Genomic DNA, 17,046 nt, shown 5'->3' on the forward strand with positions numbered 1-17,046 from the left:
TTCAATGCGAACGAATGCGTGGATCGATAAGCGGTGCGATAAGGTCGGCCGCCAGATTGCCGAGAATGATGGCGAGCGCGGAGGTGAGCGTGACACCCATGATGATCGGGATGTCCACTTGCTGGATCGCCTGCCAGGCCAATTGGCCGATGCCCGGCCAGCCGTAGACGGCTTCCACTACGACCACGCCGCCCATGAACTGGCCGATATCGATGCCGATCATGGCAATGATCGGCAGGATGGCGTTCGGCAGCGCATGGCGCAGGATGATGCGCCGCCCGGAGAGGCCCTTGGCGCGTGCGGTGCGGATGAAATCCTGGTTCAGCACGTCGATCATGGCGGAGCGAACCATGCGCGCATACCAGCCGGCGCCGAGAAGGCCGAGCGTGGCCGCCGGCAGCACGATATTCGAGAAGCTGCCGTAGCCGCTCATCGGGAACCATCCAAGCGTGGCGGCAAAGAGGTAGAGCAACAGCAATGCGACGACGAATTGCGGGGCGGAGACGCCAACGAAAGCGGATGCCATGACGAGCCGGTCGGTTGGGCCGCCGCGATCGAGCGCTGCGATGATGCCGAGCGTCAGGCCAAGCAGCACTTCGACGAAGATGCCTGCCGCCATCAGGGTGATCGTCGCTGGCAGGCGGGCCAGGATGAGGGTCATGACCTGAGTTTTCTGGGCATAGGATCGGCCGAGATCACCGTGCAGCAGGCCATTCAGATAGTGCATGAATTGCGCCAGTAGCGGCTGATCGAGACCAAGCTCGCGGCGGATATTGTCAACCGTCTGCGGGGTGGCGCTGCGGCCGGCGATCATGCGCGCGGGGTCGGCCGGCAGTGCATAGAGCAGTATGAAGGTGATGGCGGCGACGCCGAGGAGGATGAGCGCCGATTGGACGAGGCGCCGTGCAAGAACGTTCAGCATCAGCCTCTGCCTCTCTGGGTCGGATCGAGAATGTCGCGCAACGCGTCGCCGACGAGATTGAAGGCGAGGGCCGTCAGCAGAATGACCGCGCCGGGGAAGAAGACGAGCCAAGGGGCCGCCTGGAAATAGCTCTGGCTTTCGAAGATGATGTTGCCCCAGGATGGTTGCGGCGGCTGCACGCCGACGCCGAGGAAGGAGAGCGTCGCCTCCAGAAGAACGGTCGTTGCGATGCCGAGCGTTCCCCAGACGATGGCGGTGGGAACCAGATGCGGCAAAATGTGGAGGACGACGATGCGGACATGGCCGGCGCCGAGCGCCCGTTGGGCCATGATGAAATCGCGTTCCACCAGTGCGCGCGTTTCGGTATAGACGATGCGGGCCACCTGCACCCAGTTCACGAGCGCAATGACCATGGCGACGATCCAAAGGCTGGGCTTCAGGATTGCCGCAAGCACAATGGCGAGCAAAAGTGCAGGGAAAGCCATCATCAGGTCGGTGAAGCGCATCAGCAGACTGCCGGCCCAGCCGCGCAGATAGCCGGCCATGACGCCGACAAAGAGGCCGATCGTCACGGCGACGCCGTTGGCAACGAGGCCGATGATCAGAGACGTCCTTGCGCCGAACAGCAGTCGCGAAAGAAGGTCGCGGCCGAGCGTGTCAGTGCCGAGCAGGAATTGCCCGCCCGGCGGTATGGGCGCTCCTTCCAGCGTCAGGCCGTCGAACATCTGGTTATCAGGGTCGAAAGGCGCAAGCCACGGTGCCGCGATCGCCATGGCGACGACGATGACAACAATGATGAGGCCGAACAACCCTGCGGGTTGTCGGCAAAGTTCCTTGAGTACCCGCATCAGCCGACCTCGGAGAGTGTTTCGGAGCCGACCAGGAAGAAGGCGGCGATTTGTTCGACCGGAAGGCGCCGGCGCATGGCGCAATTTCGCAAGATTGCATAGGCGCCCTCGTCATCGATCTTGCGCTCGGCCTTGAGCCGTTCGATTGCTGTGAAGACGACCGGACGCAGTTTCAGGCGCTCTTGCAGATGGGCGATGCGTCTTGCTGTGGTCAGACGCTCCTCATGGATGGAGACCGCCAGCACGAGGGCGGGAAAGACGGCAGATGCCGTCACCGGCTTTTGAATGATCGAGCCGGCGCCCTGGCGCATGGCCCAGGCGATACGGCCGGGCGCTTCCGAACCGAGCACGGCAACAACGGGCCGCAGCGGTTTGTCGCCGCTCCATGGAATCAATTCGTCCCAGCCACGGTCGACGTCGACGACGACCAAATCCGGTAGATCGTTGGCTGGAATGGGTTTCCATTGGCGGTTCACCCGCATGCCGAGAACGATGAGCTGGCGGTTCAGCCTCTCTGTATTGGTGTCGTCTTCCGCAAGGAGCGTGACGCGCCAGCCGGCGAAATTGGGTGTGCCGTTCATGATTGCACCACCCGCAGATGCCGCGTCGGCTTCTGTCTGCTTGTGATCAGATAGGGATCGGCGGGGATGGCCTGCTCCGAGGCGATCAGATCGAACCCGTGCTGGTCGTTGATGCGTCCGAGATAGAAGGGGAGTGCCGCATGGTTGGTCGTCGGATCGACCACAAGGTTGCCAAGCACCGATGGCCAGGATCGGGAGACCACCTCCTGTCGCACCGTTACTGGATCCTCGCTGCCCGAAGATTCGATCGCGGCAATACAAAGCGCGACGGCGGTGTAGGAGCTTGCGAAAATGGTTGAGACCTTGCCGATGTCAGGCCGCCATGCCTTGAGTCGGGACTTGAAGGCGATGTTTTCGCTGGTTTCCAGGCCGTCGAAATAAGAAAGCGCCGAGAGCTGGCCGACTGCTCCGCCGGCAATATCCGCCAGCTCGCACTCCGTCAGGTCGCAGCTGGCGACCGGGCAATTTTCCGGCAGGAACGCCGGATCGCGTTTCCCGAGTTCGGCGATCGCTGCCAGGAAGGCATAGCTCGAGGGGCCGATCAGATTGTTGAGAATGAAGCTCGGCCGCTTCTCGGCAATATCAGCGACGATGCGTTCGACGGATGTTTCCTCAAGCGGCAGATAACGCTCCCCAAGGATCGTTCCCCCGGCATTGACGATCAGCTCGCGGGCGAGCCGGTTCATCTCCCAGCCCCAGACATAGTTGGCGCCTACGAGATAGGGCCGCGGTCCATGGCGCGGGATGAGGTGCTCGAATAGCGGTATGAGATGCTGGTTGGGACAGGCGCCGATATAGATGACGTTTTCGTTCGCCTCGAAGCCTTCGTAGGGGCACATGTACCACAGCAGGCCGTCATGCTTCTCGACAAGTGGAATGACTTCCTTCCGCGCGGCGGACGTGATCGTGCCGACGATGTGCCGGCAACCGCTGTCGCGCATCAGGCTGCGAGCGCCTTCGAGATAGGCGGCCAGATCCGCATGCGGATTGAAGAAGACCAACTCCGCTTTCCGGCCGCCATTGCGGCGATAGTCGTGAAGTGCGAATTCGGCGCCAAGCTGAGCCTCGCGCCCCAGCGAGCCGTATGGCCCGGTGGTCGAATAGAGAATGCCGATCTTCACGGCGGTCTGCATCGCATCTCCCAAAACAAAAAAACCCACAACGCATATCCCGGAAACCGGGGCGTTGTGGGGCGCTGTTGCCCGTTGGCAAACAGTATCATGTCAGTAAGACAAGTCCGTTTGCTCATATCTTGAGCGTGATTAAAATACGGTCATTTTAAGTTTGTCAAGGCACGAGCAGGCCGAATTGGGAGCTTCGATATTATCCGTCTGTATTGGCGCGCCTCGCGGTCGAACCAGCTAAGACGGCCGTTTGCTAGAGGCGTCCGTCTCCAAGTGATATCAGCGATCAGAGCCGATGTGCGCTGCGCACCGGCTCCTATTTCGAGGCAACGACTACTCCGAGGCCAGTAGCTCTGCATAGTGCGCACGTGCGACATCCGGGTGCGACCGTAATCGACTTTTCAACTGGTTCTGGCCGACTTCGCGGAAGATCGGGTTGAGGGGGTCGACCGATATGCCGCGTTCGGCGCGCTTCAGGTCTTCTGGCAAGTCGATGACCGGAATCGTGGCGTCCGGGCGAGAGCCCAGGAAAAAGGCGACCGAGAAGCGCTCGACGCCCGCAGGCGGCGCGATGACGTCATGCACGTCTGCGCGGACGAAACCATTCGTCGCAAGCTCGAGCAACTCGCCGGTATTGATGACGAAAGTGCCGGGAACCGGCGGCGCGTCTATCCATACGCCGTCTTCGGTACGCACGCGTAGACCCGGCGTGGTGTCCTGAAGCAACACGGTGACGAATCCGCCGTCCTTGTGGGCACCGACCCCCTGGTCGGTTTCTGCTACATCCCGTCCGGGGTAGCGAATGATCTTCAAGAGCTGCGAGGGTTGAGGCTGATATATGTCTGCAAAGACATTTTCCGGCTGACCGAGGGCCGCGGCGATCGCCTTGAGCACATCAATGCCGATTCGCGTCACTTCCGCCTGATAGGCGAGCAGCAAGGGCTTGAGTTCCGGCAGGGCTTCGGGCCACTGGTTGGGTCCTTGCAGGCGCCGCCATGCCGGGCTATCCGGGCTAAGTTCGGCTGGTTCTTCTTCCGTGTTGATATCGAGCTGCTCGCGCCAATCCTGCTCGCCACGCGTGCGTTCCTGTCCAGCGCGATTATAGCCGCGAAAATGCGGTGACTTCACCATCTCGATCGTGAGCTTTTCTTCCAGAGGAAGCGAAAAGAAGCGCTTTGCCGTCGCCACGACATCGCCGATCAACTTCGGATCGACACCATGACCCGTCAGGTAGAAGAAGCCATGATCGTGAAGCACCTTGCGCAATTCGGCGATGAAAGCCTGCCGCTCTTGCGATGAGGCATAAAAGCGGGAGAGATCCAAGGTCGGCAACGATGCCGCGGCTGGTGTGGTGTGAATGGTCAACGACGCGTTCCTTTTCAAATGCGCTTGTCACCTTTCGCTGCGGCCATGAAGCTGTTGCCGGCGCGTAATACGCATCCGAAGCTCACGGTGCCGCCGAGGGGGCAAGGACGTCCAATGGTTGAAGCAACGCTATGACCCATCCTTTGCTGAAGCAAACAAGATCATCTCAAAGATTGCGCATCTCTTGGAATGGTTTTTTGTCGTCACGGCCGCGCCGCTCGTCATGCGAGGGGCGGGCTCAGACCGTGTTCCGATGGTTCCGTCGCGCCCTGCTTCCAACTATCGAAGCAGGGTGGCGACACGGGTCGCAATCATCGCAAAGGAAACCGCGCCGGGGTCGGGATGGCCAAGGCTTTTTTCTGCAAGGGGACGTGCGCGCCCGAGCTTGGGAAGTAATTGCGCCGTTGCCTCGGCTGCAAGTTTTGCCGCCGAGGCTGCTTGCCTCCAGGCGGTGGAAAGCGACCCGCTTTCGGCGAAACTCTTTTCCAGCGTATCGACGAATGGAGAGAATACGTCGACGAGCGTCTTGTCGCCGATCTTGGCGCCACCGAGCCTCACCACGCCATCGAGTGCCTGCCGCGCGCCGGCAACAACGGCCCGGTCATCGATAGGACCATTGTCGCTGAGTGCGGTACTCCAGGACCGAAGGAGAAGCCCCCAGATCGCGCCCGATGTGCCGCCGGCGCGGTCCGCCCAGGCGTCGGCGGCCGCAGCCAGCACGCTTGCGGTTCCGGCCTTTGCAGCGCTTGCCGCCTTGGCTGCTTCCAGAGCAGCCGTCACACCGCGGGCCATGCCTTGTCCATGGTCGCCGTCGCCGGCATAGGCGTCGATCCGGCCGAGCTGTTCCTCCGCCTCGTGGAGCACAAGCGAAGTCTCCGAGAAGATGCGGATGATGCAAGCACCGCCGCGCTGGCCTCCGCCATCGGCAGGCGGGTAGGTCGTCAGCATATCCTCGTCGGCCAGATTGTCGATCGCCGGTGTCGTGGGGATCGTCGCGCCGCGGCGCAGGACCGGGCTGCTGCAGGGTGCGATCCAGTGTTGCTCCAGCTCGTCGTCCAGGAAGACCAGGGTCAGCGAGCAGCCCTGCATATCCAGGCTAGTGACGAACTCGCCCGCCTCCGGTGCGACGATTTCCAGGCCGGCCTGCTGCAATCGGCCCGCAATGGATGACCAGAGCACGAAGAGCTCTTCATATTTCGTGGCGCCGAGGCCGTTGAGGATGACGCCGACCTTCCGCGTGTCTTTGGGGCGCTCCGGCAGGAGCTTTTCCGTGAGCAGCGTCGCGAGTTCGCTGGCGCTGACGATCGCTTCCTCGCTGATGCCGGGTTCGCCGTGAATGCCGAGGCCTAGCGCCATCTTGCCGTTGGGCACAGTGAAGAGCGGGCCGGCCGAACCGGGCAAGGTGCAGCCATCGAAGGCGACGCCAAAGGATACGGTGCGAGCATTGGCATGCCGAGCGATGCGCTCGACCTCATCAAGGGGCAGACCTGCTTCGGCCGCCGCGCCGGCTATCTTGAAGACCACGAGATCGCCGGCAACGCCGCGACGCTTCGATACGGTTTCTGCAGGGGCACTGGCGACATCGTCCGTCACCGCCACGATGCGAACATCGATGCCTTCGGCGCGCAGACGTTCGGCAGCCACGCCGAAATTCAAGACGTCGCCCGCATAGTTGCCGAAGCTGAGCAGGATACCGCCACCATGATGCGCCTTGCGGCACACCCGGGCGACCGCCGCCGTCGAGGGGGAGGCGAAGACATCGCCCGCGACAGCTGCATCGACAAAGCCCGGCCCGACATAGCCGGCAAAGGCAGGATAATGACCCGACCCGCCGCCGACGACGACCGAGACCTTACCTTTCGGCACCGATGTGGAGCGGACAACGCCCCCCTTTATCAGTCGAACGAAGTGCGGATGAAGCGCCGCAAAGCCGGCAAGTGCCGTTGCTGCGAATTCCTCCGGAGCGTCGAAGATTTTGGTCATGCGTTCAATCCTTCTTCTTGGTGAAACGCATGATCTGCATCGGCGGTGCCGAAACAAGTGTCATCCTGCATTTCAGGCGAGGTCTCGAGACCGGACTCGCCGGCATGTTGGCCGACGGCGTCACGACGCGCAACAGCCTTCTGTTGCATCGGTCGTCGGCTCGTGCCGCTCTTGTTGATAAGCCGCCTTGCGCCGTCCTCCAGACACGGTCCCGCCCGCCCAGTCTCAACACAAGGCGGACGTCAAGCCTTTGAGATCCCATACTCGTCGCGCGGTCTCATGACTTCGCAGAGAGCCAGTCGGCGACATCTGCCGTTCTTGCAAGCTGCTCCAGTTCTTCGACGCTGCAAATGCGGACCAGTTTCTTGCCGGCTCTCGCCGCATTGTCACACAAGCTCCGAATGCCGGGCATCCAGCCCTGATCTATTTCCCATATTGTTCGAAAGAGGTCGCGCGTCGGCGGCATGGCCGAGAGGCCGCCAGGAGCGTGCTGCAATTCACCGGAAGACCAGGCGATCTGCCTTTCCGCGGCGAGCCAGAAATGCATCCAGAGCGGCATGTCGATAAGGACGATATGGGTGGCGCGGTCAATGCGCGATGCTATGGAATCGCGATGTCCAAGCCCGTCGAGGATCCAGTTGTCACCCGATATGATCTGCCGATGACGCTCGGAATAGGTGTCGACAGGCGCCGGTATCCAGCCTTCCAGCCAAAGAAGCTTGTCTATTTCGAAATGGCTGAGCCCATGCCTTTCGGCCAATCTGCGCGCAAGAGTGGATTTCCCGCCGCCCGCATTTCCCAGAATGACAATCCGTGACATCAGTGAACGACCGCAAATTCGAGTGTTGGAACAACCTATTAGAAGTGGATTACGCCTCCAAAAGGCAGTCAAGAACATTCTGTATTTCAGGGCGGCGATGCCTCATCCTGCGGCATCGCGGCGGACGATATGTTGAACGCCGGCGGGCATCGACTCGATCAAGGCGAGCAAGGGCGCGGGCTTCAGATCGAATTGCTCCAGAACAGCTCGCGTCGGCCGCGCCCAGCGAAATTCGAGGTCGGTACCCCCGTCCTTGATCCGGTAAACGATCTCGTCCTCGTGAAAGGGCAGCGGCCGGGACAATTCCGCATCGTAGTAGAAGCCGACTTCATGAACCCTTCGTCCATCGAGTTCGAAAAAATTCTCGATCACGAAGCGCAGCGACCCTATGGTTGCCGCACAGCCGATTTCCTCCTCGATTTCGCGCGCGAGCGTTTCGGCGCCGGCTTCGTGAAATTCCACCCGGCCGCCGGGCAGAACCCAGAAAGGGTCTCTAACTGCACGGTGGATGAGGATATGGCCGTTGGCGCGGATCAAAGCGCCGGCCCGAAACTGGAAACGTGAATTTCCCGCATCCATGACGATCATCGTGCGCGCATCATCGGTCATCAATCAATCCTCCAATTGCCTCGGGCCAAGATCGCAATCCCCGAAGAATTGACATAGGTCCTGCATCCGGAAACGATATGACAATCGGAGATGCACGTTTTCGATGCAATTTGGAAGGTCGTTTTTTTGGTCCATCTTAATCAACTGCATTGGTGTCAAGAATGCACTTCGTCAATCCAATTCCCTTTGTCAGCGATATCGATCGCTCCAAGGCATTTTATCGCGACGTCATGGGTCTCAAGATCCTGAGTGATTTCGGGAGTTTCGTCCTATTCGAGACAGGCTTTGCAATTCATGAGGGGCAAGCGCTCGAGCGGACGATCTGGAAGGCACCCACGGAAGCATCGGAACCCTATGGGCGTCGAAATGTCCTGCTTTATTTTGAGGACGACGATATCGATACAGCCTTCGAAAGGATAGCGCAGCATGTCGCGCTCATCCATCCCATCGAACGGCAGGATTGGGGACAGCGCGTCTTTCGCTTCTACGATCCGGACAACCATGCGGTGGAAGTTGGGGAGCCGATGTGAAACGAGTGCTGTTCCGGATGGTGTCGGTTGCGGAAGCGCGATAAATCGGCGGACAGGCTGAATGACGCCGGATTTGCACCACCCCGACCCCGTTAACGAAAATAGCAACGGATTTCAGCATGCACGATGATGTCGCGCCGCAGGAGAATGCGATCCGGCACCTACTATCGGAGATGACGCCGCAATGGGCAGATCTTCCGATACAGCGTCTGAGATCCTCCGGCACCGACAATGCGATTTATCGCATAGGCGAAGCATTGCTCTTGCGTCTTCCGCGCCGCGAGGCTGCCGTGCATCTGATCGACAAAGAGCTCGATTGGTTGCCCCGGCTTGCGGATTTGCCGCTAAAGGTGCCGAGATTGCGCTTCCGTGGAAGCACCGAGCTTGGGCTGAAATGCAACTTCGGCATTTTCGACTGGATGGAAGGGAAGATCGCCTCTCCGGCCAATATTGCCGATCCGGCCGCCGCAGCGCTAGCGTTGGCTGAATTTCTCAAGGCTTTGCATCTGGTTGGCACGGAAGGCGCGCCGCTTGCGGGAGAACTCAATCATCGCCGTGGCGTGGCTCTGGAGGTTCTGTCTCCGGTTACGCTTGGGGCGATCGACATTCTGGCGGATGAGATCGACGCCCCTGCGGCCCACGATCTCTGGCAGCGGGCTTGCGCCACCGCGCATCGAGGACCGCCCGTCTGGCTGCACGGCGATCTCAAGGCGGATAATCTGATAGCCGAGGGCGGGCAACTGACCGGGGTGATCGATTGGGGCCTTTGCGCCGTCGGCGATCCCGCTGCCGACTACGCGGCAGCGTGGTCGTGGGTCGACCCCTCCGCCCGCGATGTCTTTCGCATGGCCTGCGAGGTGGATGATGCCGATTGGCTGAGAGCCGAAGGGTGGGCGCTGTACGGCGCGGTCATCGCGCTCAGCTACTATCGCGGTGGCCTGAACGAAGCTCTGTGCGAACAGTCGCGTCTCACCTTGTCGCGTCTCGGCATGCGGTAACCGTCGGTGGATTTGCAGGCCCCCGCTTTCGGCCATTACAGCATGCGTTTGAGCACGTCGTCTCTGCGAAAGAAGTGATGCCAGAGTGCGGCGAGGATATGCGCGCTCACAATGACGTAAAGGCAGTAGGCACCGTATTCATGGATATCGGCGGCGGTCCGCTCCAGTGCTTTGTTGACGGGCAACAGGTTCGGCCATTGGAAAAGACCGAACCAGGGAAGGTCATGGCCACCCGCCGCAGAGGTTGTGTAACCCGCAAGCGGCATCAGGATCATCAGCGCATAAAGCAGGATATGCGCGCCGCGTGCTGCATAATGGTTGAGGATATCGAGCGGCCGCTGATATGCCGGCTCGCCAAGCGAAAGTCGTAGCGGCAAGCGGACGGCGATCAGGACGAGCGCCATCATACCAAGCGATTTATGCACGTCGAGAAGTGCGCGGCGCAACGGCGTGCCCGGCGCGTGATGCGAGCAGTAAAGGCCGAGGACGAGGGCGGAAATGATGACGATGGCCATCAGCCAGTGCAAGATTCGCTGCGATGGTCGGTATTGGGCGGCTGCCGTGTCGGCTGCCGGGGCACTGGTGACGGACATGGGGTCTCTCCGGTCGTCCTGGGGATACGGCGCGGAGGCGTCATCGGTCCGAATATGGCTGATTTGAGGGCCTGCCCGTTCACCTTCTCGCGAGTGGGGCGTTAATGGGATGATCAATCCGGAGCCCAGGTCGACGGTTGTGGCAGTCGCTCAATTCAAAGGGAATGCTGGTGTTCGGGCAAGAGGCCAAACGTCATTGCCCGGTTTTGCGCGGTATAGGATCCTGGTCGCCCGATATGGACAGGATTTCGCAGCTCTCCGTATGTGCCGGAGTGAGCGCATCTGTGGTAGGAGTCTTCAGGCAAATTCCGATTTTGTGCCCATCGATGCGGAAGAAGACGATTCCTCCGGTTTCGAGAGCCAGTCGCAGTTGAGCCTCCGTTGCCCGGTGCAGGCTATGGCGGTCGCCCTCATAGTCGCGGATCGTGCTGCGGGATACCCCCGAGCGGTCGGCGAGATCCATTTGGGTCCAGTCGAGAAAGCCTCGGGCTGCTCGACAGAGCGCTGGTGTTAAAATCATCGCCTTCTTACCTTGACGTGCAGTTTCAAACTGCCCATATTGGTCAATATCTATCATATAGGGCATATTATGCCGGTTTGCTAGAGGTGTTCGCCGTTGCGGGGACTGAGGTGATCCGGCCAAGCGAAGGAACGACGTTTTGGGATAACCCGCGAGCCTATTTTCATTTTAATACTTTTGGCTCTGCCGTTTATCGGAAGTCTTCTTTCCGTATGCCTCTTGCGCACGACCTCGCGCCGCACGCCGGCCTGGATCGCCGGCTCGGTGACCTTTATTGCGCTATTGATCGCAATCAGTTCGTACCCAGCCGTCATTGACGGAGGGGTGGTGCGATACAGCATCGAATGGCTGCCCCAGCTCGGGCTTGATTTCAGCCTTCGGATGGATGGCTTTTCCTGGCTCTTCTCCGTCGTCATTACCGCTATCGGCTTCCTCGTTATCGTCTATGCCCGTTACTACATGTCGGAAGAGGATCCGGTTCCCCGCTTCTTCTCTTTCCTGCTAGCTTTCATGGGAGCGATGCTGGGCATCGTGCTCTCGGGTAATGTCATCCTGCTCTCGATATTCTGGGAGCTGACAAGCATTTTCTCCTTCCTGCTGATCAGCTATTGGCATAACAGCGCTGCCGCCCGCGATGGCGCGCGCATGGCGTTGACGATCACCGGCATCGGCGGCTTCTGCCTGCTGATCGGAGTGATCCTGCTTGGTCACATCGTCGGCAGCTACGATCTCGATAAGATTCTCGCGTCCGGCGACCTCATCCGCAATCATCCGCTCTATACGCCGGCGCTGGTGCTGATCCTGCTCGGTGCGCTGACCAAGAGTGCGCAGTTCCCCTTCCACTTCTGGCTTCCGAATGCCATGGCCGCCCCGACGCCCGTCTCGGCCTATCTGCATTCGGCGACGCTGGTGAAGGCCGGCGTTTTTCTGCTGGCGCGCTTCTGGCCCGTTCTGGCCGGCACGGACGAGTGGTTCTATATTGTTGGCGCGGCAGGGATCACCACCCTGTTGCTCGGCGCCTATTTCGCGATGTTCCAACAGGACCTCAAAGGGCTGCTCGCCTATTCGACGATCAGCCACCTGGGCCTCATCACCACGCTGCTCAGCCTCGGCAGCCCACTTGCGACCGTCGCCGCCATCTTCCACATGCTGAACCATGCGACCTTCAAGGCATCGCTGTTCATGGCGGCCGGTATCATCGATCATGAGACGGGCACGCGCGACATGCGGCGCTTGAGCGGGTTGTTCCGATACCTTCCGTTCACCGGTGCGCTGGCGATCGTTGCGAGCGCTGCGATGGCCGGCGTTCCCCTCCTGAACGGCTTCCTGTCGAAGGAGATGTTTTTCGCGGAAGCCATCGAGACGCATGCCGATTCCATTCTGGACCGGATCTTGCCCTATGTGGCGACCCTGGCGAGCGCCTTCAGCGTCGCCTATTCATTGCGCTTCATTCAAACGGTTTTCTTCGGTCCCGCGCCGACAGACCTGCCGATCGTCAAGCCGCATGAACCGCCGCGCTGGATGCGCTTCCCGATTGAATTGCTTGTCATCGTGTGCCTGATCGTCGGTATCGTACCGGCCATATCCGTCGCTCCTTTCCTGCAGGCGGCCGTCGTCAGCGTTTTGCACGCAGACACACCACAATACAGCCTTTCGCTTTGGCATGGCGTCAATCTGCCGCTCGTCATGAGCGTCATCGCTCTCGTCGGCGGAACAGTGTTCTATTTCGTCTTCAAGGATTATCTGTCGCGATGCGAGGACGGTCCACCGCTGTTCCGTGGCCTCAAGGGGCAGCGCATCTTCGAGCGCGTTCTGGTCGAGGTTTCCTGGAATTGGGCCAGAAACGCGGAAAAGCGGATCGGCACGCGTAATTTGCAGCCACAGCTTCGCTGGGTGGTCGTCACCGGTTTTGCAGCCGGGTTGCTCCCGCTCTATCTATCCGGCTTTGAAGCGCCCCATTTCGCCTTTTCGGGCGCCGATCCGGTCTTCGCATCGGTTTGGGCGATCGGCATCTGCCTTGCGATCGGTACCGCATTTCTCGCCAAATATCACCGGCTTGCGGCTCTCGTGATGCTCGGCGGCGTCGGGTTGATTGTCTGCATGACCTTCGTCTGGCTGTCTGCACCGGACCTCGCGATCACGCAGCTGCTCGTTGAAATCGTCACGACGGTTCTCATTCTGCTCGGTTTGCGCTGGCTACCGAAGCGGACGGAAGGTGTCGATGATACCGTGGAACTGCGCGCCCGCTTCCGCCGTTTTCGCGACCTTACGGTTGCCGTCGCCTGCGGCGTCGGTATGGTGTTCATATCCTATGCCGTCATGACCATGCCGGCACCCGATGCCATTGCGAATTATTTCCTTGAGAATGCATACTCAAAGGGTGGCGGGCAGAATGTCGTAAACGTCATTCTGGTTGATTTCCGCGGCTTCGATACCCTGGGCGAAATCGCCGTTCTCGGCGTGGTCGCGCTCACCGTCTATGCGCTTCTGCGTCGTTTCCGCCCGGCTCCCGATAGCATGGAAATGCCGGAGCAGCAGCGGATCCAGAATCGCTTCGACGAGGAGCGGCCGGAACGTTCCGCCGGTGATACCGTGCGGGACTATCTGCTCGTCCCGTCGGTGATCATGCAATGGATGTTCCCCTTCGTGATCACCTTGTCCGTCTATATCTTCATGCGCGGGCATGATCTGCCTGGCGGCGGCTTTTCGGCGGGCCTGACACTGTCCATCGCGTTCCTGTTGCAATATCTCGCCGGTGGCACGCGCTGGGCGGAGGATCGCATTCGCATCTTGCCATTGCGCTGGATGGGGGCCGGCCTGCTCGTTGCGACGGCGACAGGCACAGGCGCATGGTTCTTCGGCTACCCATTCCTCACGTCGCATTTCCAGTATCTGGATGTGCCGTTGATCGGGAAGGTACCGGCCGCGAGCGCGCTGCTCTTCGACCTCGGCGTCTTCATGCTCGTCGTCGGCTCCACTGTTCTGATCCTCGTTGCGCTTGCGCATCAATCGATCCGTATCAACCGCCTTCGCGCCATAGAGGCGGAAAAGGCAAAGGGGGATTGATGGAACTCATCTTGTCCGTTGCTATCGGTGTGATGACAGCCTGCGGTGTCTGGCTGATCCTGCGTCCGCGCACCTATCAGGTCATTATCGGCCTTTCGCTACTATCCTATGCCGTCAATCTCTTCATCTTCGGCGTCGGTGGCGTGAAGACGAACATGCCGCCGCTGCTGTCCAGCAGCGTGCCGACATCGACGCTCGCTGATCCGGTGCCACAGGCATTGGTGCTGACGGCGATCGTTATCGGCTTTGCAACGACCGCGCTCTTCCTGGTGGTGTTGCTTGCCTCGCGCGGCTTGACCGGCACCGACCATGTCGACGGAAGGAGCGACCGGAAATGACAGGCTGGTCGCACCACCTCATCATCGCTCCCATCCTGTTGCCGCTGGTCGCGGGTGCCGTTCTCCTGTTCATCGACGAGCGCGACCGCACGTTGAAAGCGCTTGTCAGCTTGGCGGCTGCGCTTTTGTTGGTCGGCATTGCGCTCGCGCTCTTCCACACGGAAGGCGGGTCCGCGGACCGGGAACAAGCCTATCTTCTCGGAAACTGGAGCGCGCCCTTTGGTATCGTGCTGGTGCTCGATAGTCTTTCGGCGCTCATGCTTCTGCTGACGTCGATTGTCGCTGTTGCCGCATTGATCTTCTCGCTTGCGCGCTGGCATGCGGTCGGCGCCCATTTCCACACCATGTTCCAATTGCTGCTCATGGGCGTCAATGGCGCGTTTCTGACCGGCGATCTTTTCAATCTCTTTGTCTTCTTCGAAGTGATGCTGGCGGCCTCTTACGGCCTGCTGCTCCATGGTTCCGGGCCACTTCGCGTTAAAGCGGGAATGCACTACATCGCCGTCAATCTCGCGGCAGCGCTGCTCTTTCTCATCGGCGTCAGCCTGATCTACGGCACGGCGGGAACACTCAATATGGCCGATCTTGCAGTGCGCCTTCCCGAAATGGCTGCTGACCGCCGCATGCTCATGCAGGCAGGCGCCGGCGTGCTCGGCATCGCTTTCCTGATCAAGGCCGGCATGTGGCCTTTGTGTTTCTGGCTGCCGACGGCATATAGTGCAGCGTCGGCACCCGTTGCAGGCATATTCGCCATTCTGAGCAAGCTCGGGATCTATGTCATCCTGCGGCTGACCATGCTTCTTTTCGGTCAAGGGCCTTCAGCCGGCTTCGGCGCGACCATGCTCCTCTATGGAGGCATGGCGACGTTGATTTTCGGCATTATCGGGGTTCTGGCATCGCAGGCGCTCGGGCGGCTTGCCGGCTTTTCTGTGCTGGTGTCGTCCGGAACCCTGCTGATGGTGATCGGCATCAACGATGGATCCATCTCGGCCGGTGCTTTGATGTATCTCGTCAGCTCCACGTTGACGATCAGCGCCTTCTTCATGCTGATCGAGCTTGTCGAGCGCGGTCAGGATGCGGGCGCCAGCGTTCTTGCGGTTACCATGGAAGCCTATGGGGACGCCGAGGAGAAGGAGCCTGAGGAAGGCGACGGGGTCACAATGCCCGGCACCATGGCGATGCTTGGCATCTGCTTTGCCGCCTGCGCCATCCTTCTGGCCGGCCTGCCGCCGCTTTCAGGCTTCGTCGCCAAGTTTGCGATGCTGTCGGCCATGATGGGAACAGGCGCGATCGGCGTGCCGCCGAGCGCCTCCGTCTGGGCGTTGATCCTGCTGGTAATCCTATCCGGCATTGCCGCTCTGATTTCCATGACACGCGCCGGCATTCGCACATTCTGGAGCTCGCTTGAGGGCACGGTCCCGCGCGTGCTCGTCATCGAGATATTGCCGGTCATGGGCCTGCTTGCCCTGACGCTTGCGCTGACCATATGGGCGGGTCCCGTCATGCAATATATGGAGGTAACGATCCGGACGCTCAGCGATCCCAGTGTCTATGTCAACGCAGTCCGCAATGCGGCAGTCGTGTCGAGCAAGGCAGGAGGTTCGTGATGCTGCCGTATCCGTTGCTGACCTTGGCCCTGATCCTGATCTGGCTGCTGCTGAACGGCTTCACGCTTGGCCATCTTCTTCTCGGCATCGTCGTTGCCGTCTTTGCCTCCTGGGCCATGGCGTCGTTGCGGCCCGAAAAGCCGAAGTTGAGAAAGTGGTATCTGCTGCCCAAGCTTTTCTTTCGTGTCGTTTTCGACGTGTTGAAATCGAACGTGCAGGTGGCGTGGATCATCTTGCGCGGCGGTTCGCGGAACGCGACACCTGGCTTCGTGACCCTGGAACTCCGGGTTCGGGATCAGATCTCGTTGGCATTGCTCGCCGTCATCCTCACCAGCACGCCCGGTTCCGCATGGCTCGAATATGATTCCAACGACAATACTGTTCTGCTCCATGTGCTTGATCTCGAGAACGAGGCGCAATGGCGCGAAACGGTCGCCAATCGCTATGAAAGCCTGTTGATGGAGATATTCGCATGAGCGCGATGATTATCCAAATGTCCGTCTCGGTCGCGCAGCTGATGATCGTCGCTGCCATGGCGATCTCGTCTGTTCGCATGTTTCGCGGCCCGCGTGCCCAGGATCGCATCATTGCGCTCGATACCTTGTATGTGAACGCGATGCTGCTGTTGCTTACCTTCGGGATCAGTACGGGCCGGGTGGTCTATTTCGAGGCCGCGCTCGTCATCGGCATGCTTGGCTTCGTCGCGACCGTCGCGCTTGCGAAATTCCTGATGCGCGGCGAGGTGATCGAATGAGCACTCCATTCGAAAACATACCGCTTTGGGCCGCAATCCCCATCGGTGGATTGCTTGTCGTCGGCGCCTTTCTAACCCTCGTCGGCGCAATCGGCTTTCTGAGAATGGGAAGCTTCTACGAGCGCATCCATGCTCCCACGCTGGGAACGAGCGGCGGTATCGGTGCCATCATGGTGGCATCGATGATCTTCTTTTCGACATCGACGCATTCCCTCGTCATCCATGAACTTCTGATCGGCATCTTCGTAACGGTGACGACACCCATCACCTTCATGCTGCTCGCCCGAGCGGCACTACATCGCGATCGCGCCGAGCAGAATGGCAATGTTCCGCCCAAGAACGCGCGAGGCGAGTCTTCGGCCGAAGGGCCTTTGCCATAGACCACCGG

17 protein-coding genes and 1 pseudogene are annotated in these 17,046 nt (G+C 60.2%); 8 read left to right on the forward strand and 10 right to left on the reverse strand.

The features are described from left to right. Window position 1: 1 nt before the first annotated feature. The 8 genes from GGD46_RS15045 to GGD46_RS15080 all read right to left on the reverse strand — a co-directional run bounded on the left by GGD46_RS15045 (window position 2) and on the right by GGD46_RS15080 (window position 8,252). Window positions 2-922: an ABC transporter permease gene (locus tag GGD46_RS15045; protein ID WP_004110494.1), complete on the reverse strand. Its 921-nt coding sequence runs from the start codon at window positions 920-922 to the stop codon at window positions 2-4. Further along, window positions 922-1,770: an ABC transporter permease gene (locus GGD46_RS15050; protein ID WP_184705168.1), complete on the reverse strand. Its 849-nt coding sequence runs from the start codon at window positions 1,768-1,770 to the stop codon at window positions 922-924. Before GGD46_RS15050 ends, GGD46_RS15045 begins: the two co-directional genes overlap by 1 nt. Continuing rightward, window positions 1,770-2,351, reverse strand: a complete 582-nt coding sequence (locus tag GGD46_RS15055) for an ANTAR domain-containing response regulator (RefSeq protein WP_184705169.1) — start codon at window positions 2,349-2,351, stop codon at window positions 1,770-1,772. The genes GGD46_RS15050 and GGD46_RS15055 overlap by 1 nt, the downstream gene beginning before the upstream one ends. Then, window positions 2,348-3,484: a transporter substrate-binding protein gene (locus tag GGD46_RS15060; protein WP_184705171.1), complete on the reverse strand. Its 1,137-nt coding sequence runs from the start codon at window positions 3,482-3,484 to the stop codon at window positions 2,348-2,350. The genes GGD46_RS15055 and GGD46_RS15060 overlap by 4 nt, the downstream gene beginning before the upstream one ends. A 324-nt stretch (window positions 3,485-3,808) precedes the next feature. Further along, the gene (locus GGD46_RS15065) at window positions 3,809-4,840 is read right to left on the reverse strand and encodes an isopenicillin N synthase family dioxygenase (RefSeq protein ID WP_184705173.1); all 1,032 of its coding nucleotides are present in this window, start codon (window positions 4,838-4,840) and stop codon (window positions 3,809-3,811) included. 279 nt (window positions 4,841-5,119) lie between these two features. Next, complete coding sequence (locus GGD46_RS15070; RefSeq protein ID WP_184705175.1) at window positions 5,120-6,823, reverse strand: dihydroxyacetone kinase family protein; 1,704 nt, start codon at window positions 6,821-6,823, stop codon at window positions 5,120-5,122. Window positions 6,824-7,100: 277 nt separating this feature from the next. Then, entirely contained in the window at window positions 7,101-7,643 is a 543-nt protein-coding gene (locus GGD46_RS15075) for an adenylate kinase (RefSeq protein WP_184705177.1), read from the reverse strand. Between the two features lie 102 nt (window positions 7,644-7,745). After that, complete coding sequence (locus tag GGD46_RS15080; protein WP_184705179.1) at window positions 7,746-8,252, reverse strand: NUDIX hydrolase; 507 nt, start codon at window positions 8,250-8,252, stop codon at window positions 7,746-7,748. 161 nt (window positions 8,253-8,413) lie between these two features. Between GGD46_RS15080 and GGD46_RS15085 the strand changes: the two genes are divergently transcribed. Both GGD46_RS15085 and GGD46_RS15090 read left to right on the forward strand, forming a co-directional pair. Next, the gene (locus GGD46_RS15085; protein ID WP_184705181.1) at window positions 8,414-8,782 is read left to right on the forward strand and encodes a VOC family protein; all 369 of its coding nucleotides are present in this window, start codon (window positions 8,414-8,416) and stop codon (window positions 8,780-8,782) included. A 119-nt stretch (window positions 8,783-8,901) separates the two neighbouring features. Then, entirely contained in the window at window positions 8,902-9,780 is an 879-nt protein-coding gene (locus GGD46_RS15090) for a phosphotransferase (protein WP_184705183.1), read from the forward strand. A 35-nt stretch (window positions 9,781-9,815) separates the two neighbouring features. Here GGD46_RS15090 and GGD46_RS15095 read toward each other — a convergent pair whose 3' ends face one another. Both GGD46_RS15095 and GGD46_RS15100 read right to left on the reverse strand, forming a co-directional pair. Next, entirely contained in the window at window positions 9,816-10,373 is a 558-nt protein-coding gene (locus tag GGD46_RS15095) for a cytochrome b (RefSeq protein WP_184705185.1), read from the reverse strand. Window positions 10,374-10,665: 292 nt separating this feature from the next. Further along, a pseudogene (locus tag GGD46_RS15100) lies at window positions 10,666-10,959 on the reverse strand (helix-turn-helix domain-containing protein); the annotation flags it as partial. Window positions 10,960-11,037: 78 nt separating this feature from the next. On the opposite strand from GGD46_RS15100, the gene GGD46_RS15105 reads away from it, so the two are divergent. Genes GGD46_RS15105 through mnhG form a run of 6 tightly spaced genes read left to right on the forward strand, consistent with a single transcriptional unit; the run spans window position 11,038 to window position 17,038 of the window. Continuing rightward, the gene (locus tag GGD46_RS15105) at window positions 11,038-13,959 is read left to right on the forward strand and encodes a monovalent cation/H+ antiporter subunit A (protein ID WP_313206304.1); all 2,922 of its coding nucleotides are present in this window, start codon (window positions 11,038-11,040) and stop codon (window positions 13,957-13,959) included. Continuing rightward, window positions 13,959-14,297, forward strand: a complete 339-nt coding sequence (locus GGD46_RS15110; RefSeq protein WP_184705189.1) for a Na+/H+ antiporter subunit C — start codon at window positions 13,959-13,961, stop codon at window positions 14,295-14,297. The genes GGD46_RS15105 and GGD46_RS15110 overlap by 1 nt, the downstream gene beginning before the upstream one ends. Continuing rightward, a complete protein-coding gene (locus GGD46_RS15115) occupies window positions 14,294-15,904 on the forward strand; it encodes a monovalent cation/H+ antiporter subunit D (protein ID WP_184705191.1) in 1,611 nt (536 codons plus the stop codon). The genes GGD46_RS15110 and GGD46_RS15115 overlap by 4 nt, the downstream gene beginning before the upstream one ends. After that, window positions 15,904-16,380, forward strand: a complete 477-nt coding sequence (locus tag GGD46_RS15120) for a Na+/H+ antiporter subunit E (RefSeq protein WP_184705193.1) — start codon at window positions 15,904-15,906, stop codon at window positions 16,378-16,380. The genes GGD46_RS15115 and GGD46_RS15120 overlap by 1 nt, the downstream gene beginning before the upstream one ends. Beyond that, window positions 16,377-16,658: a K+/H+ antiporter subunit F gene (locus GGD46_RS15125; protein WP_184705195.1), complete on the forward strand. Its 282-nt coding sequence runs from the start codon at window positions 16,377-16,379 to the stop codon at window positions 16,656-16,658. Before GGD46_RS15120 ends, GGD46_RS15125 begins: the two co-directional genes overlap by 4 nt. Continuing rightward, window positions 16,655-17,038 (forward strand): monovalent cation/H(+) antiporter subunit G, encoded by a 384-nt coding sequence (mnhG, locus tag GGD46_RS15130; protein WP_184705197.1) that lies wholly within the window; start codon window positions 16,655-16,657, stop codon window positions 17,036-17,038. Before GGD46_RS15125 ends, mnhG begins: the two co-directional genes overlap by 4 nt. The last annotated feature ends 8 nt before the right edge of the window (window positions 17,039-17,046 follow it).

The sequence above is a fragment of the Martinezella lusitana genome (assembly GCF_014207095.1).
Classification (GTDB): domain Bacteria; phylum Pseudomonadota; class Alphaproteobacteria; order Rhizobiales; family Rhizobiaceae; genus Rhizobium; species Rhizobium lusitanum_B.

Bases quoted from the DNA above. Each gene is read 5' to 3' on its own strand.
- GGD46_RS15055 (WP_184705169.1), bottom strand. From the start codon at position 2,351: ATGAACGGCACACCCAATTTCGCCGGCTGGCGCGTCACGCTCCTTGCG.
- GGD46_RS15060 (WP_184705171.1), bottom strand. From the start codon at position 3,484: ATGCAGACCGCCGTGAAGATCGGCATTCTCTATTCGACCACCGGGCCA.
- GGD46_RS15125 (WP_184705195.1), top strand. From the start codon at position 16,377: ATGAGCGCGATGATTATCCAAATGTCCGTCTCGGTCGCGCAGCTGATG.
- GGD46_RS15110 (WP_184705189.1), top strand. From the start codon at position 13,959: ATGGAACTCATCTTGTCCGTTGCTATCGGTGTGATGACAGCCTGCGGT.
- GGD46_RS15120 (WP_184705193.1), top strand. From the start codon at position 15,904: ATGCTGCCGTATCCGTTGCTGACCTTGGCCCTGATCCTGATCTGGCTG.
- GGD46_RS15090 (WP_184705183.1), top strand. From the start codon at position 8,902: ATGCACGATGATGTCGCGCCGCAGGAGAATGCGATCCGGCACCTACTA.
- GGD46_RS15080 (WP_184705179.1), bottom strand. From the start codon at position 8,252: ATGACCGATGATGCGCGCACGATGATCGTCATGGATGCGGGAAATTCA.
- GGD46_RS15070 (WP_184705175.1), bottom strand. From the start codon at position 6,823: ATGACCAAAATCTTCGACGCTCCGGAGGAATTCGCAGCAACGGCACTT.
- GGD46_RS15085 (WP_184705181.1), top strand. From the start codon at position 8,414: ATGCACTTCGTCAATCCAATTCCCTTTGTCAGCGATATCGATCGCTCC.
- GGD46_RS15050 (WP_184705168.1), bottom strand. From the start codon at position 1,770: ATGCGGGTACTCAAGGAACTTTGCCGACAACCCGCAGGGTTGTTCGGC.
- GGD46_RS15045 (WP_004110494.1), bottom strand. From the start codon at position 922: ATGCTGAACGTTCTTGCACGGCGCCTCGTCCAATCGGCGCTCATCCTC.
- GGD46_RS15115 (WP_184705191.1), top strand. From the start codon at position 14,294: ATGACAGGCTGGTCGCACCACCTCATCATCGCTCCCATCCTGTTGCCG.
- mnhG (WP_184705197.1), top strand. From the start codon at position 16,655: ATGAGCACTCCATTCGAAAACATACCGCTTTGGGCCGCAATCCCCATC.
- GGD46_RS15095 (WP_184705185.1), bottom strand. From the start codon at position 10,373: ATGTCCGTCACCAGTGCCCCGGCAGCCGACACGGCAGCCGCCCAATAC.
- GGD46_RS15075 (WP_184705177.1), bottom strand. From the start codon at position 7,643: ATGTCACGGATTGTCATTCTGGGAAATGCGGGCGGCGGGAAATCCACT.